The following is a 15,338-nucleotide window of genomic DNA, read 5'->3' as shown; positions in this document are numbered from 1 at the left end:
AGATTGTTGTTTAATTTGAGACAGTGAAACTCATTATGGACTCTTTATCATTACGCCGTCGTCTAATAGTCTGTATTTCGTACAGAGAAAATCTGCAGTATTCACTACGGAGTATGAAAATGAGCAATCTAATAGCAATAGTGACCGGTGGCAGCCGTGGCTTAGGCAAAAATGCGGTTGAAAAGCTGGTCGGGCGTGGTATTGATGTGATTCTGACCTACAACAACCAAGCGGATGCTGCGCAGGCGGTGGTCGAATCGATAAAAGCCAAAGGCGGCAAATCCGTCGCGTTGCAGCTCAATACGGCAGAAAGCGGTGGGTTTGATGCGTTCATCACCGAAGTGAAAAAGCAGTTGGCGCAGGTTTGGCAGCGCGACTCATTTGATTTCCTGGTCAACAATGCGGGCGTGGGCAACCATGCGCTGTTTAGTGAAACCACCGAAGCGCAGTTTGATTTGATGATGAACATCCATCTGAAGGGGCCGTTCTTTTTGACCCAAAAACTGCTGCCTTTGATCGCTGACGGTGGCCGCATTCTGAATATCTCCAGTGGGCTGACTCGCTTTGCGCTGCCGGGGTCATCAGCGTACGCCATCATGAAAGGCGCGATAGAGGTGCTGACCAAATATCAGGCCAAAGAGCTGGGTGCGCGGGGAATTTCCGTCAACGTGCTCGCGCCGGGCGCTATTGAAACGGATTTCAGCGGCGGCATGGTGCGTGATAACCCGCAAGTGAACAAAATGGTGGCTGATAACACGGCGTTGGGCCGCGTTGGGCTGCCGGACGACATCGGCGATATGGTGGCCTTGATGCTCAGTGATGAAGGGCGCTGGATGAACGCCCAGCGGGTGGAAGCGTCAGGCGGTATGTTTATCTAACGGCTTGCCTGGTTTTCTCAATCAGTCACCCTGAAAGCGCCTGGCTTTCTGATTCTGCTGCTTTTCCAGCTCGAAAATCGCCCGTTGCAGATCGCGTTCCTGCGCGGGCGATAAATACGGAAACTTAAAGCTCAGCCTTTGCGTGGTGACGGTTTCACCTTTATTACTCACTGTTTTACGGTCCATCGCACTGATAAACTCCAGGTCCATCCTGAATGAGCCGAACTCCGCCAGTTCCACCACCGTATCTTTGATCACCGCACCAGACTCAATGCACAGCGGCATCACTTTATCCACATGCAGTCCCAACCCGCCGAGCGAGATATCCTTCAACTTAAGAGCAAAGTCGCTGGCGTCGGGGAACTTTCCGCTGCAAATATAGGCTGGCTGTAGCGGGATGTTGACGCGAAAATACTCGCGACGCTGAATAAAATAGAGCTCTGGCGGAATTTCACAGCTGAACGTTGGCAGATTTTGCCAGGTGACTTGATGAATTTTACCGCAGGTGAATTCCACTTTCGCCCCCGCGGGCTCTGCGACAAAGTTGAGCGTCTGGGCTTCTTTCGCCAGCTGATTATCGTAATCGCCGCTGCCCAGATCGAACAGCAATTGGTTGGTGTCTGGCAGGATATCGAGGATTTTACTGATAAATTGTCCGCGTCCGTGGGCCACCATCACCAGCGTATCTTTCTTTTTCAGGTCACGCAGGACGGCCAGGATCCCCAGCTTATTGCGTCGAACAAATGGTTCTTTAGATGCTTCGCTCATCTGCTATACCTCATCAGTATTTTATTATTTTAGTTGTACAGAGCTCAATTCGACTTAAAAAGCGGCCACAAACGGTTATCGGCAACCGGTGCAGAAGCTTTATCTCTTTTCCAGCATTACTGTTTTTTAGGATTAGCGCCATGCCGCTGAACGTTCTTCCTTCGACGACGTGAAATTTATTTTCAAAAGTATCGAATAAAAGCCCATCCTCAGGTGTTTACTTATTAACAGGACATTTACGGACGCATCAATTATGCAAAAACACCCGGCTTCTTCCGCTTTACCGCTTCGTCATCGCTATGACGGCCTGACGATCATCTTACATTGGGCAACGGCGCTGATTGTCATCTTTATGTTTGGCAGCGCGCATATTTGGGAGGTGCTGGAACATGGCACACCGCTGCGCAAAGGGTTGCAATCGGTACATATCTCGATGGGTATTTTACTGTCGGTGATAATTATCGGGCGTTTGCTTTGGCGGCTGTTTACCGTCAGCACGGGTCGCAGCAAGCAGGCACCCATCGCCATGCCGACGCTGATGAAAGCCGCTTCACATTTGACGCATCTGGCGCTCTATTTATTGTTGGTCGCGCAGATCGTGCTCGGTTTTCTGTTCCGCTGGTCGCAGGCTGAGCCTTTCTATTTCTTCGGTTTATTCCCGATCCCCGACGTCTTCAATTTCGACAGCGTCATGACCAGCACCTTTGGGATGTTACACAACTACGTGGCCTGGGCGCTGATCATCGTAGCGGGCATTCATGCTCTGGCTGCGCTGTTCCATCATTACGTATTACGCGACGGCATTCTGCGTCGCATGTTACCGGGCAGCCACGGCCGCTCATAAACCGTCAACGCAGTGAATCTCAGGACACCAACATGAAAACTATCAGTTCCGTTAAAACGTTGTCAGCGCTGTGCCTGGTCGCCGGGTTGTCGCTGTTTTCCAACGCTGCCAGCGCGATGGGCGATGACGCGCAGAAAACGCCGGACTGTCCGAAAGGCCAGGTTTACGACAGTAAAACCAAAAGCTGTATGGTCGAAAAAGGCAGCATGATCTCCGATCAGGATAAAACCCAGTACGCCTACCATCTGGCAAAATCGGGCCGTTATCAGGAAGCCCTGACGCTGCTTGATACCCTGCAACAACCTAATACCCGCGAAGCCTGGAATTATCGTGGCTACGCGACGCGCAAATTGGGCCGCACGGATGAAGGGATCGGCTATTATCAACGTTCCATCGCACTCGATGGTCATTACGCCAAAGTGCGCGAATACCTTGGCGAAGCCTATATGATCAAAGGCCGTCCTGATTTAGCTAAAGCCCAACTGGCAACCATCAAAAGCATTTGTGGTACCGGTTGCGAAGAGTATCGCGACCTTAATGCTGCCATCGCAGGGCATCCTGAATCCTGATGTTTTATGACTGACGACGAGGTTATGAAAAATCACGCCCACTGAAATCCGGCACCAACTGAGCCTCTGCCTGGCGCGTCTTTGGCGCTACGGCATGGTGTTGTCGCGTAAGCGCGATGTGGCTGATGATTTGGTTCAATCCACCTGCGTGCGGGCGCTGGAACGCAGCCCGCAGTTTGAGGAGGGAACCCGTATCGATCGCTGGCTGTTTTCGATTCTGCATTCCATTTGGGTCAATGAGCTTAGGGCGCAGCGGGTTCGTCAGGGGCAGGGTTTTGTTGATATTAATGACCTGGACTCGTTCAGTGAAGCCAGCTATTTCGAAGACAGCCGCTGGCAGCGGCAGGTTATGCAACAGGTCGGCAGTTTGCCGGAGGCCCAGCGCAATGCGGTATTTCTGGTTTACGTCGAAGGTTTTACCTACCAGGAAGCTGCGCATACTCTTGCCGTTCCCGTGGGCACTATCATGAGTCGGCTGGCTACCGCCCGGCAGACGCTGGCGAAAACGGCTGTTGCGTCATGTCATGCGCAGCAGGGGGAGAGAAAATGACGCAAAAGTGTCTTCCCGTTCCTTTCTCTGATGAGGTACTGGTGGCTTATCTGGATAACCAGCTCAGCCGCGCCGAGCGTGAACAGTTTGTCAGGCGTTTGCAGGAGGATGAGATCCTCAGCGAACGCCTGACGCTGCTTTCGCACAGCAGTTTACCTTTCCACGATGCCTTTGAGCCGATGCTGGCGCAGGCACCCTTGGCTGATTTACAGGCACGGCTCGATGCCATTCCTGAACCCGCCAGGCCGGTCGGAATCAGTCGCCGCAGGCTGCTGGCGGCATCGGTGAGTTTTCTGGCGGTCGGCTTGCTCGCCGGACGTTACTCGGCACGGTTTTCTGGTGCCGATAGCAACTGGCGTGAGCACGTTGCCGGTTATATGTCGCTGTATACCACGCAGACGCTGGCGGACGTCAATGACTCCGCCGAGCAGCAACAACAGCAGCTCTCGCGGGTGAAAAACACGCTGGGCATCGTGTTAAGTACGGCAGCGCTGGCGTTGCCGGGCGCGACATTGAAGAATGCCCGCATACTGCATTACGACGAGTATGATATTGCGCAGATCTCTTATCTCGATGAGGGCTATGGGCCGATGGCGTTCTGTATTACCCGCAGCGAACACCTGAAAAGTACGCCGCAGGAGAGTGAAATTCGACAGGGGATGAACGTGGTTTACTGGCGCAATGCGGGCTACAACTTTATGTTAATTGGCCACGGCCCGGCAGCGGAAATGGCGGTGCATGCGGGGGTTTTGCGGGCAAACATTGCCTGAAGAAGAGGCCGCGACACTCACTTATGTAATTATTTAAAGCAGTAAACTATATTTTAATGCACGTAACGACAATGTTAAAATATTTACGAAATCTCGGTAATATGAGTATTCGGTAACATATTTGTGGTTGGTTTGTCGTTGTGTGCCGCTGTTTTCGTTACTCCGCATTATTGTCCTTTCATCTGCTGTGCAAAGAATCGCTTACTTCCACAGCGCATCCTGTTGTTGATTTCGTTTTTCCGGGAAGATCCGGATAGCTTTCACCTGCAAAACTAAAACTAAACATTTAGAGAAACAGACGTCATGAGAAAAATACTCGCCATGATCCTCTGCCTTAACGTGGTTGCCTTCAGTCAGTCAGCGTTCGCAGAAGATGAAAAGCCCGTAGATGTGTTACTGATCGGCGGCGGCATTATGAGCGCGACGCTGGGGACATACCTTCAGGAATTAGAACCTGATTGGTCAATCGACATGGTTGAGCGTCTGGATGGCGTGGCACTGGAAAGCTCCAACGGCTGGAACAACGCCGGTACCGGACACTCTGCGCTGGCAGAAATGAACTACACGCCGGAAAAAACCGATGGCAGCATCGACATCTCTAAAGCGGTTGAGATCAACGAATCCTTCCAGATTTCCCGCCAGTTCTGGTCTTATCAGGTTGAGCACGGCGTGCTGCATAACCCGCGCTCCTTCATCAATAGCACGCCGCACATGAGTTTTGTGTGGGGTGACGACAACATCAACTTCCTGCGTAAACGTTACGCCGCGCTGCAACAAAGCACGCTGTTCCGTGGCATGGAATATTCAGAAGACTCGGCGGAAATCAAACAGTGGATCCCGCTGGTGATGGAAGGCCGTGACCCGAAACAGAAAGTCGCTGCAACCCGTATTCCCATCGGCACTGACGTGAACTTCGGTGAAATCACCCGTCAGCTGGTAGCCTCTTTGCAGAAGAAACCTAATTTCTCTTTGAGCCTTGGTCATGAAGTGCGTGAACTCAAACGTAACCCGGATAACACCTGGAACGTGACGGTTGCGGACCTGAAAAACGGCGACAAAGAAAGCGTCATTAAAGCAAAGTTTGTGTTTATCGGTGCGGGCGGTGCGTCTCTGAGACTGCTGCAAAAATCCGGTATTCCTGAAGGCGATAACTACGGTGGCTTCCCGGTTGGCGGCGAGTTCCTGGTGACCGACAACCCGGAAATCGTGCAACGTCATCTGGCGAAAGTGTATGGTAAAGCCTCCGTTGGCTCACCGCCGATGTCCGTTCCGCACCTCGATACCCGCATGCTCGATGGCAAACGGGTTCTGCTGTTCGGACCGTTCGCGACCTTCTCCAGCAAATTCCTGAAAAACGGCTCCCTGTGGGATCTGTTCGGCAGCGTTAACTTCTCCAACATCATGCCGATGACCCATGTGGGTATCGACAACTTCGATCTGGTGAAATATCTGGTCAGCCAGGTGATGTTGTCTGACGACGATCGTTTCGATGCGCTGCGTGAATACTTCCCGGATGCGAAAAAAGCAGACTGGAGACTGTGGGAGGCGGGCCAGCGCGTGCAGATCATCAAGAAAGATGAGCAAGAAGGCGGCGTTCTGCGTCTCGGCACCGAAGTGGTCAGCTCAAAAGATGGCAGCATCACCGCGCTGCTGGGTGCCTCACCGGGCGCATCCACCGCTGCACCGATCATGCTGCACCTAATGGAAACCGTCTTCAAAGACAAAGTCGCCACACCAGCATGGCAGGCCAAACTGAAGGAGATGATCCCCTCTTACGGCACCAAGCTGAACGGCAATGTTGACGCCACTGAAAAAGAACTCGGCGACACCAGCCGCGTACTGATGTTGGATAACCCAACGCCAAAACCGGCCGAACCGGCACCGGCTGCGGACAATTCCTCTGCACCTAAAAAAGGGCAGGAGCAGAAGCAGGTCGCTGACGTCGCGCTGTAAATAGCTGACGGAAAGAAACACAACCATCGCCTTTAACCGGGCGGTGGAATAAGACCATCATCAACACCCTGTGAGCCTTAGGCTGACAGGGTGTTTTTCTTTGTGTGGGGAGGCGGCATTTTAACAAAGCACGGGCGTAAATCGAGCTTCTGGTCGAAATACAATGCAACGTGAGCCAAATATTCTCACGTCGAATGCGATTATTTAGAAACAATAACAATCACACCCAGTTTCTCCAGCAGATGGCTCTGCTGCCAGTCGTCGATTTTTACGCCGTCGAGATCGACTTTGCGCAGGTTGAGTTCACCGAGGTCGGAATTGGTGAGGTCGCAGTGGGTGACGTTGACGTCGTTCCAGTCGAACTCGGTGAACTCGCCGCCGGAAAGGTCTGAGCCACTGAAATTGGTGCCACGTACGTTGGCGCCGGTCCAGCGGTTCTCCCACAGTTCGCACTTCTCCAGAATCACTTTGCTGAAGTTGGCGTAGCTGAAGTTGTTTTTGGTCATGAAGGCGCTGCAAAACCAGGAGCGTGTGGTGATCATATTCATAAAGCTGGCCCCGTTGAAGTCTGCACCGGTGGCTTTGCATTCGCGGATCTCCAGACCCAGCGCCTGAATGTTCTTGAAGTCTGCCATGGTTAAATCGCAGTGTTTAAAACTGGCATCTTTGAGCTGCGCATTTTGAAACGAGCAGCCTTTTTGCATTTCGTCGTCATAGAAAATGCAGTTGACGAAGGTCGTCTCGGACAAGTCTATGCTGTCAAAACAGCAGCGCAGAAATTTACAGTCGTGGATCTCTTCTCCAGAGAACTGCTTCTGGTTAAAACGTTGCTCGCTGAACACCTGATTTTTTATCATTTCACTGCCCGTTATATCGGTTATCTGCCCACGTCATCAGGCCAGCATAGTGGGTGATGACTTTACACATTCCGCCGCAATTTTTATGGGGAAATTTTGCCATTTCCCCCGTTGTTACTATGATCAGAGACTTAACGGTGCTCAGACACTTAACGGAATTTCTCTTTCTTTGGGCAAAGGAAACCATCAATGCGTCTTTCAAACCTCTTTCTGGCCATTTCTCTGGCCTGCAGTCACTACGCCGTGGCAGCGACCCCCGTTGCCGCGTCAACCTCTCCGCAGGAGCCGACCATGAACCGTCAGCAAAAAGCCGAAAATCCTTTCTTTAAGGCCAGCCCGCTGCCTTATCAGGCACCACAGTTTAATCTCTATCAGGAAAGCGACTACGCGCCGGCCATTGCCGAAGGCATTAAACAGAAACTGGCAGAAGTGAATAAAATCGCCAACGATACCGCGCCGCCTACCTTTGAAAATACCTATGTGGCGCTGGAAAAATCCGGCGATCTGCTGACCCGCGTTATGAATGTGTTCGGTGCGATGACCGGTGCGAATACCTCCGACGGCCTGCAAAAAATTGATGAAGAAACCTCGCCGAAACTGGCGGCGATGAGTGACAGCATCTATCTGAACGGCGCGCTGTTTACACGGCTAAAGGCGGTTTATGACCAGCGTAATACGTTGAAACTTGACCCTGAATCCCAGCGCCTTATTGAGGTGACATACAACGAGTTCGAGCTGGCGGGTGCCAATCTTTCTGATGCCGACAAAGAAAAACTGAAGGCACTTAACCAGCAGTCCGCCACCCTCAGCACCCAATTTACCAACAAACTGCTGGCTGCCACCAAGGCCGGTGGTCTGACGGTGAAAGAGCAAAAGCAGCTGGCAGGTCTGAGCGAAGCTGAACTTTCTGCCGCGTCGCAGGCGGCAAAAGATCGCAAGCTGGATAACGCCTGGTTACTGGTTCTACAGAACACCACGCAGCAGCCGTTGTTGCAGTCGCTGGACGATCGCGACACGCGCAAAGCGCTGTATGACGCGTCGATTAACCGCGCCGAACATGGCGATGCTAACGATACTCGCCAATTGATTGCCAGGCTGGCTAAAGTGCGGGCAGAGCAGGCGAATATTCTCGGCTTCCCATCGTATGCTGCGTGGAAAATACAGGACCAGATGGCGAAAACGCCACAGGCCGCGCTGGACTTCATGCATAAAATCGTGCCGGCAGCGACGGCGCGGGCACAGCGTGAGGCGCAGGACATTCAGGCGCTTATTGATAAACAGAACGGCGGCTTCAAGCTGGCGGCCTGGGACTGGCAGCACTATTCTGAACAGGTGCGCAAAGCCAAATATGACCTTGATGACGCGCAGATCAAACCCTATTTCGAGCTGAATAACGTGCTGGAAAACGGCGTATTTTACGCCGCGAATCAGTTGTACGGCGTGACCTTCAAAGAGCGTCACGATCTGCCGGTTTATAACCCAGACGTGCGGGTATTTGAAGTGTTCGACCAGGACGGAAAATCGATGGCGCTGTTCTACGCCGACTACTTCCAGCGCGACAACAAAGGCGGTGGGGCGTGGATGAGCAACTACGTTGATCAGTCCAAATTGCTGGGCACCAAACCGGTGATTTACAACGTCGCCAACTTCCAGAAACCGGCCGCAGGCCAGCCTGCGCTCCTGTCGTGGGATGACGTGATCACCCTGTTCCACGAGTTTGGCCATACACTGCACGGGCTGTTTGCCGATCAGCAATACCCGAGCCTGTCTGGCACCGCGACGCCGCGCGATTTTGTTGAGTTCCCGTCGCAGTTCAACGAACACTGGGCCAACGATCCGAAAGTGTTCACTCACTTTGCCAAGCACTACCAGACCGGCGAAGTGATGCCTCAGGCGTTGCAGGACAAAATTGTGAAGGCCAGTAAATTCAACAAAGGCTATGAGATGACTGAACTGCTGGCGGCGGCACTGCTGGATATGCGCTGGCACAGCCTGAGCGCCAGCGAACCGGAACAGGACGTGGATAAATTCGAAGCGGCATCGCTGAAAAAAGACAACATCGATCTCGCTTATGTTCCGCCACGTTATCGTTCCAGCTACTTCCAGCATATCTGGGGTAACGGCTACGCTGCCGGTTATTACGCCTATCTGTGGACCGAAATGCTGGCCGACGACGCCTTTGTCGGTATCGAAGAGCAGGGCGGGTTAACCCGGGAGAACGGGCAAAAATTCCGCGACCAGATCCTGTCACGTGGTAACAGCGAAGACCTGGAGAAACTGTATGAAACCTGGCGCGGCAAGGCTCCGTCGATTGAACCCATGCTGAAGAATCGGGGGCTGGAGGAGTAAATCTAAAACGCCCGGTGTCAGGCCGGGCGTGGTTATTTTTCCTATGCTGCCCTTACTGTACCGTCAAAGAATTGACGCCCGAAAAACGTCGCATCCATTTCTGAAAATCCTCTATCCTTTTTTCTCATCTACCCAGCCTGTGAGTTGAATCATGCTATTCGATTTGCCCGACGACGATGTTCTCTACGCCGCGCTGATTGCCCGCGATCCCGCCTATGACGGTTTTGCGTTTGTGGGTGTGAGAAGCACGGGCATTTTCTGCCGCCTGACATGTCCTGCGCGTAAACCGAAACGCGAGAACTCGGTGTTTTACTCATCGATGGTTAGCGCAATGGAAGCCGGTTACCGTCCTTGTAAGCGTTGTCGTCCTCTTATGCAGGGCGGTGAAAAAGACCCCTTGGTGCTGAAGTTGTTGGCGGCGCTGGAAGAGGATCCCAACAGAAAATGGAGCGAAGGTGATGTGCAGGGAATGAATGTTGATCCGTCTACGGTTCGCCGCGCCTTCAAGCGTCAGTTTGGGATCACTTTTCTCGAAATGGCCCGTTTGCGCAGGGTGGGGAAAGGCGTTGATGCATTAGCCAGCGGTGATCAGGTGATAGAAGCGCAACTTGACGCCAGCTATGAGTCTGGCAGCGGTTTTCGGGCAGCAATCAGTCGTCAAATTGGTCTTAATCCCAGTCAGGCAAGAAAGCATCAGTTTCTGAAAGCTGACTGGCTGGACACGCCGATCGGTTCGATGCTGGCGATTGCCAGCGGTGATGCGCTGTACTTACTGGAGTTTGTTGACCGGCCTGCATTGTCGAATGAGATCGAGCGGCTAAAACAGCTGACCTCTTCTGAGATTATTTTCGGTCGCACTGCGCCGGTCAATCATGTTGAACGTGAACTCGTGGCTTATTTCGCTGGAACATCGGGGACGTTCAGTACGCCGCTGGCAGAATTTGGGTCCTTATTTACCCGCAAAGTCTGGGACGCATTAAAAGCTATTCCGCTGGGTGAATTGCGCAGTTACTCCTCGCTGGCCACTGATATCGGCCAGGCGTCGGCTTCCCGTGCGGTCGCCAGAGCCAACGGTGCCAACCAGATTTCGATTCTTATTCCCTGTCACCGCGTCATTGGTGCAGACGGTTCGCTCACCGGCTATGGTGGCGGATTGTGGCGCAAACGTTGGTTGATTGAACACGAAAGAAGAATGGCGCTGAGCCAGTAAAAGAAGGAGCAAAGTATGAGTCAGCAAAGTAAGGCTTTGGATTTCGCACAGCAGCATAAAAAACATACTCCGGTAATGCTCTACAACATCTGGGATGCAGGCAGTGCGCAGGTCATTGCGCAGACAGGTGCAACGGCAATTGCGACCGGGAGCTGGTCTTGCGCGGCGGCGCAGGGATATCAGGACGGCGAGGAAATGCCCTTTTCTGCTCTTTTGCATACGGTACAGAGAATCGCTTCTTCGGTCAGCCTGCCGTTAACTGTGGATTTTGAAACGGGTTATGGCACGAACAAGTGCGATCATCTTGCGGCATTATTACAGGCGGGGACCGTAGGAATTAACGTCGAGGATCAGCGCATGGGGTTAGCGTCATTAAATGCCATCCCGGAGCAGTGTCAGATGCTGATGACGCTACGAAAGGTGGCAGAATCTCAGGGAGTCGCCTTGTTTATCAATGCCAGAACAGACATTTTCTTGCAGGCCGCCGATACCAAAAAACATCCGGCAATGTTGGATGAAGCCAAAAAACGGCTGATGGCGTATCAGGATGCGGGAGCCAGTGGTTTTTTTGTTCCCGGTTTAAGTGACCCGCTACTGATCGCAGAGCTTTGTGCGTTTTCGTCTTTGCCGGTCAATATTATGGTCAACGATTTAACGCCGCCGGTCAGGCAGCTTACTGAGTTGGGCGTCAGCCGGATAAGCTTCGGCCCGCGTCCTTATATTGAGTTGATGGCACATCTCAAAAAACAGGCGCTCGCCGCAGTTTAATGCGCTCCCTGCGCCGCCAGCCGGTGACCCATCCAGAAGAACAGCAACCCGCCCATTGCGGCGGCGATCAGCGCGATGAACATCACCGGTGGGGCGGCGTAGCTGAGCAAGAAGCCGCACAGCACCGGGTTAATGGCTCCGCCGAGATTACTCAGATTCTGCATGCCGTAATAACTGCCTTTCATATTTTCCGGCGCGATAAAGTCGATAAACATATATTCCACCGGAATGACGATCAGCTCGCCGAAAGTGAAAATCGCCATGGCGACTATCCAGAACAGCGCGGATTGCCCGGCGATCATAAATCCGAACAGCCCGATGATGAAGAATAGGGTGCCGAGTAATAGCCATTTCAGCAGGTTGGCCTGCTTCATCCTGCTGCTTAACACATACTGGAAGGCGATGACGATCACGGCGTTAGTGATCATCACCAACCCGATGATTTTGTACGCAAACGCGGCGTTCGAGACCCGTATCAGATATTGCGACAGATAGCCGGCGAACTGGCCGAACACCACCGAGCCAAGTGTGCTGCCGAGAGTGAAATAGATAAGCCTGCGGTCATGGGCCAGAATACTGAGCGTCTGGCGAAGATTGAGTTTAGGCAGCGCGTTTTGTTGAGTTTCCTGCGTAGCCGGGTGCTGAGGAATATTGCGGAGTCCCCAGGCGAGAGTGATCACGGTCATCAATGCCAGCGAGCCGGAGATAACAAAAGGTAAAACAGGGCTGAAGCTCGCCAGCCACACACCGAGTGACGCACCCACCGCCCAACCCACATTCACCAAGGTGTAGTTCATCGAAAAGGCTTTCACTCTTTTTGCCACCGGAAGCCAGCTGGCAATACAGGCTTTGAGGGTAATACTGAGCAGCGCGTAAGAGGCATTGAGCAGAGCCAGAACGATCAGTACCCCGCCGACATTAGGTAGCCACGGCAGCAGAAAGAAACTCAGCGAGAAGAGCGAGATGGAAAGGGTGATCAGCGTTCGGTGGCTGAATTTATCCACCAGATAGCCACCATACAGACTGCTGAGAATACCGATAGCCAGACTGGCGCCCAGAATCACGCCAACGCTTTCCGGCAGCAAATGATAATGCTCAGTCAAATAGATGGTAATAAAGGGCAGCGTCACCCCACGGCCGATAGTGAGGACTAACGAGCTGGTGAGCAGCGCGAGGATCAGGGGCGGCATTCCTTTCATTCTCAAGGCATTCCTTTAAAAACATTTCGGATAGCCACTGATAATAGTCGAGTCTGTGCAGTATTTTTCGATACAAAAAATGAGGAATAAAGTGAGTTGCGCGGCTATTCCCACTGCCTGATGGGGTTGAGTTATGATTTCTGCGGCGTAAGGCCGTGGAACAGTAAAACGGCGACATGTTTACGCAGCATGTCGGGGGTAATGAGCGATGCGGCCCCTTGCCTCATTTTCATTGAAGCGAGCGGGAACAGCGTCAGGCCGAACAGGGAGATAAACAGTAAGGCCGGATCGATATCCGGGTTCAGGCGGCCTTCGGCCTGCCAGCGTGCGATCGACTGCTGCACGATTTTGCGGTTTGCATCGCCGTTACGCGCTTCCATCCTTTTTTTCAGCAGGCCACTTTCACTAATTACTTCCCGCACCCACAGCGGTGCCACCCACGGGTATGTTACTGCGGCATCAATCATGCATTGCGCCATTGAAGTGATTGCCATCAGCGGATCTTCAGCGTGGGTATTAAATATGTCCGTGAACCCTGCGCGTACTGGCTGAAAACGTTCGTCAATCAGTACGTCCAGCAGCTGTTCGCGAGTATTGAAATAGTAATGCAACATGGCGGTGGTTACGCCCGCATGTTTGGCGATGGCGCTAAGGGGGGTTTCAGCGATCCCCTGTTGGGCAAACAGTTGTAGCGCGGAGTCCAGCAGGAGTTCACGTTTCTCAACGTTTTTGGCTGAACCCGATGGTCTGCCCGGACGACGTTGTCCGTTATTTTTCGGCTCTGAGCTGGCTGAATGAGATTCGGATTTTTTACCGGCGTTTTGCGTCGTCATATTTAGCGTGATCCATTGACCAGACGAAAGGGTTGCCCGTATATTAATTATCTAGTTAATTAATTACAAGTCTGAAACCCCATATGACCCTCGAGAACCAACCAAGTCATACCAACAAAGAAGCGCCGTCTATTCGCATTCTGTTCTCCGCGCTGTTGCTGGTGATGTTACTGGCGGCACTGGACCAGACGATTGTCTCCACCGCATTACCGACTATCGTTGGTGAACTGGGCGGGCTGGAGGATCTGTCATGGGTAGTGACTTCCTACCTGCTGGCATCGACTATCGTCGTGCCCTTGTACGGTAAATTTGGCGATTTGTTCGGCCGTAAAATCGTGCTGCAAACGGCGATTGTCTTGTTCCTGCTTGGCTCGGCACTGTGCGGTATAGCGCAAAACATGACTCAGTTGATCCTAATGCGCGCCCTGCAAGGATTGGGCGGAGGCGGTTTGATGGTGGTGAGCATGGCGGTGGTCGGGGACATCATTCCGCCGGCCGATCGCGGCAAATATCAGGGCTTCTTTGGTGCCGTTTTTGGCCTGGCGACGGTGGTAGGCCCGCTGCTGGGAGGCTTCCTGGTTGAACACTTTTCATGGCGTTGGATTTTCTATATCAACCTGCCACTCGGCGTGCTTGCCCTGCTGGTGATTGGCGCGACATTCCAGTCGCAGAAGAGCCGGGTTAAACATGAGATCGATTACATAGGTGCCTTTTACCTGGCGACGGCGCTGACCTGTATCATTTTGTTCACCAGCGAAGGGGGCACTGTTCTGGAGTGGTCCAACGGCCAGCTGTGGTGCATTTTGGCTTTTGGGCTGGTGGCCTTGGGCGGCTTTATTTATGAGCAAACTCTGGCGGCTGAACCGCTCATCCCGCTTAATCTGTTCCGCCAGCGCACTTTTGTGCTGAGTTGTCTGATCGGTTTTATCATCGGCATGTCGCTGTTTGGTTCGGTTACTTTTCTGCCGCTCTATTTGCAGGTGGTTAAAGGCTCTACGCCGTCGCAGGCTGGGATGCAGTTGTTACCGCTAATGGGGGGGATCGTGGTCAGTTCGATTCTCAGTGGCTGGGTGATCAGTAAAACCGGCAAATACCGCATTTTTCCCATTATCGGTACGCTGGTGGCCTTTGTCGGCATGGTGCTGCTCGGCACTTTGAAACTCAATACGCCGCTGCACCTGCTTTATATCTACATTGGCACCCTGGGGCTGGGATTGGGCATGGTGATGCAGGTGTTGATTCTGGCCGTGCAAAACAGTGTCGAACCGAAGATGATTGGCGTCGCCACCGCCAGTACCACTTTATTCCGCTCGATTGGCGGGTCGATAGGTGTGGCGGCCTTTGGCGCTGTTTTCACCAATGTGTTGCATACCAGGCTAACGGCGTTAATCCCTGAAGGAACTCAACTGCCGCGTTCACTGGCGCCTCAGACGATTCATGATCTTCCTGCCGCATTGCGTGACGATTATCTGCAAGCGTTCGGGGCAGCTATTCACTCGGTGTACCAGATAGCGGCGGTGATTATGGTGATTGGGTTTGGGTTGGCGTTGTTGATGAAGAATACGCCGTTGAACGGGGTTCCTGTTTTAAAACAGGAGTAAGTTTTAAATTTAAATTCAAATTCGTGGGCGTCGGCCCACATCGACCAAAAGGGGCGCAGTCGGGTATAGACCGGTCACATGGGTTACAGATCTGACCGGCCACATAGGTAACACATTTCCTTTAATCGATACGAAGGATTTGGTGTTCTGCTTTGTCATAATACGCAAGGATCAGACGGTCGAACAAGA

Annotated in this window: 14 protein-coding genes; 10 read left to right on the top strand and 4 right to left on the bottom strand. The window is 52.7% G+C overall.

What is annotated here, in order from left to right; translation table 11 throughout:
• Positions 1 to 119: 119 nt before the first annotated feature.
• Complete coding sequence (locus tag ACMV8I_RS20295) at positions 120 to 878, top strand: SDR family NAD(P)-dependent oxidoreductase (protein ID WP_498866995.1); 759 nt, start codon at positions 120 to 122, stop codon at positions 876 to 878.
• 21 nt (positions 879 to 899) lie between these two features.
• Here ACMV8I_RS20295 and ACMV8I_RS20290 read toward each other — a convergent pair whose 3' ends face one another.
• Positions 900 to 1,646: a flagellar brake protein gene (locus ACMV8I_RS20290; protein WP_498866994.1), complete on the bottom strand. Its 747-nt coding sequence runs from the start codon at positions 1,644 to 1,646 to the stop codon at positions 900 to 902.
• A 253-nt stretch (positions 1,647 to 1,899) separates the two neighbouring features.
• Between ACMV8I_RS20290 and ACMV8I_RS20285 the strand changes: the two genes are divergently transcribed.
• The 5 genes from ACMV8I_RS20285 to mqo all read left to right on the top strand — a co-directional run bounded on the left by ACMV8I_RS20285 (position 1,900) and on the right by mqo (position 6,332).
• Positions 1,900 to 2,490: a cytochrome b gene (locus ACMV8I_RS20285; protein WP_498866993.1), complete on the top strand. Its 591-nt coding sequence runs from the start codon at positions 1,900 to 1,902 to the stop codon at positions 2,488 to 2,490.
• 32 nt (positions 2,491 to 2,522) lie between these two features.
• A complete protein-coding gene (locus ACMV8I_RS20280) occupies positions 2,523 to 3,059 on the top strand; it encodes a tetratricopeptide repeat protein (protein WP_498866992.1) in 537 nt (178 codons plus the stop codon).
• Between the two features lie 94 nt (positions 3,060 to 3,153).
• A complete protein-coding gene (locus tag ACMV8I_RS20275) occupies positions 3,154 to 3,609 on the top strand; it encodes an RNA polymerase sigma factor (protein WP_498866991.1) in 456 nt (151 codons plus the stop codon).
• Positions 3,606 to 4,379 (top strand): anti-sigma factor family protein, encoded by a 774-nt coding sequence (locus ACMV8I_RS20270; protein WP_498866990.1) that lies wholly within the window; start codon positions 3,606 to 3,608, stop codon positions 4,377 to 4,379. Before ACMV8I_RS20275 ends, ACMV8I_RS20270 begins: the two co-directional genes overlap by 4 nt.
• Before the next feature lie 303 nt (positions 4,380 to 4,682).
• Entirely contained in the window at positions 4,683 to 6,332 is a 1,650-nt protein-coding gene (gene mqo, locus ACMV8I_RS20265; RefSeq protein ID WP_498866989.1) for a malate dehydrogenase (quinone), read from the top strand.
• A gap of 200 nt (positions 6,333 to 6,532) precedes the next feature.
• On the opposite strand, the gene ACMV8I_RS20260 is transcribed toward mqo, so the two are convergent.
• Positions 6,533 to 7,189 (bottom strand): Qnr family pentapeptide repeat protein, encoded by a 657-nt coding sequence (locus ACMV8I_RS20260; protein ID WP_498866988.1) that lies wholly within the window; start codon positions 7,187 to 7,189, stop codon positions 6,533 to 6,535.
• 189 nt (positions 7,190 to 7,378) lie between these two features.
• On the opposite strand from ACMV8I_RS20260, the gene dcp reads away from it, so the two are divergent.
• From dcp to ACMV8I_RS20245, 3 genes are all read left to right on the top strand, one after another.
• Positions 7,379 to 9,538 (top strand): peptidyl-dipeptidase Dcp, encoded by a 2,160-nt coding sequence (gene dcp, locus ACMV8I_RS20255; RefSeq protein ID WP_498866987.1) that lies wholly within the window; start codon positions 7,379 to 7,381, stop codon positions 9,536 to 9,538.
• A 151-nt stretch (positions 9,539 to 9,689) separates the two neighbouring features.
• Positions 9,690 to 10,748 carry a bifunctional transcriptional activator/DNA repair enzyme AdaA gene (locus ACMV8I_RS20250; protein ID WP_498866986.1) on the top strand — a complete coding sequence of 353 codons (1,059 nt, stop codon included), beginning with the start codon at positions 9,690 to 9,692 and terminating at the stop codon, positions 10,746 to 10,748.
• Between the two features lie 15 nt (positions 10,749 to 10,763).
• Complete coding sequence (locus ACMV8I_RS20245; RefSeq protein WP_498866985.1) at positions 10,764 to 11,516, top strand: isocitrate lyase/PEP mutase family protein; 753 nt, start codon at positions 10,764 to 10,766, stop codon at positions 11,514 to 11,516.
• On the opposite strand, the gene ACMV8I_RS20240 is transcribed toward ACMV8I_RS20245, so the two are convergent.
• Both ACMV8I_RS20240 and ACMV8I_RS20235 read right to left on the bottom strand, forming a co-directional pair.
• Positions 11,513 to 12,715, bottom strand: a complete 1,203-nt coding sequence (locus tag ACMV8I_RS20240) for an MFS transporter (RefSeq protein WP_498866984.1) — start codon at positions 12,713 to 12,715, stop codon at positions 11,513 to 11,515. The two genes, ACMV8I_RS20245 and ACMV8I_RS20240, sit on opposite strands and share 4 nt — an antisense overlap.
• A gap of 131 nt (positions 12,716 to 12,846) precedes the next feature.
• Positions 12,847 to 13,548 carry a TetR/AcrR family transcriptional regulator gene (locus tag ACMV8I_RS20235; RefSeq protein ID WP_498866983.1) on the bottom strand — a complete coding sequence of 234 codons (702 nt, stop codon included), beginning with the start codon at positions 13,546 to 13,548 and terminating at the stop codon, positions 12,847 to 12,849.
• Positions 13,549 to 13,631: 83 nt separating this feature from the next.
• On the opposite strand from ACMV8I_RS20235, the gene ACMV8I_RS20230 reads away from it, so the two are divergent.
• Positions 13,632 to 15,149, top strand: a complete 1,518-nt coding sequence (locus tag ACMV8I_RS20230; RefSeq protein ID WP_498866982.1) for an MDR family MFS transporter — start codon at positions 13,632 to 13,634, stop codon at positions 15,147 to 15,149.
• Positions 15,150 to 15,338: the final 189 nt, after the last annotated feature.

This window comes from Ewingella sp. S1.OA.A_B6 (assembly GCF_049889095.1).
In the GTDB taxonomy this organism is placed as follows: domain Bacteria; phylum Pseudomonadota; class Gammaproteobacteria; order Enterobacterales; family Enterobacteriaceae; genus Ewingella.
The sequence above is the reverse complement of the archived record's forward strand: the minus strand, read 5'-3'. Positions and strand labels throughout refer to the sequence as shown.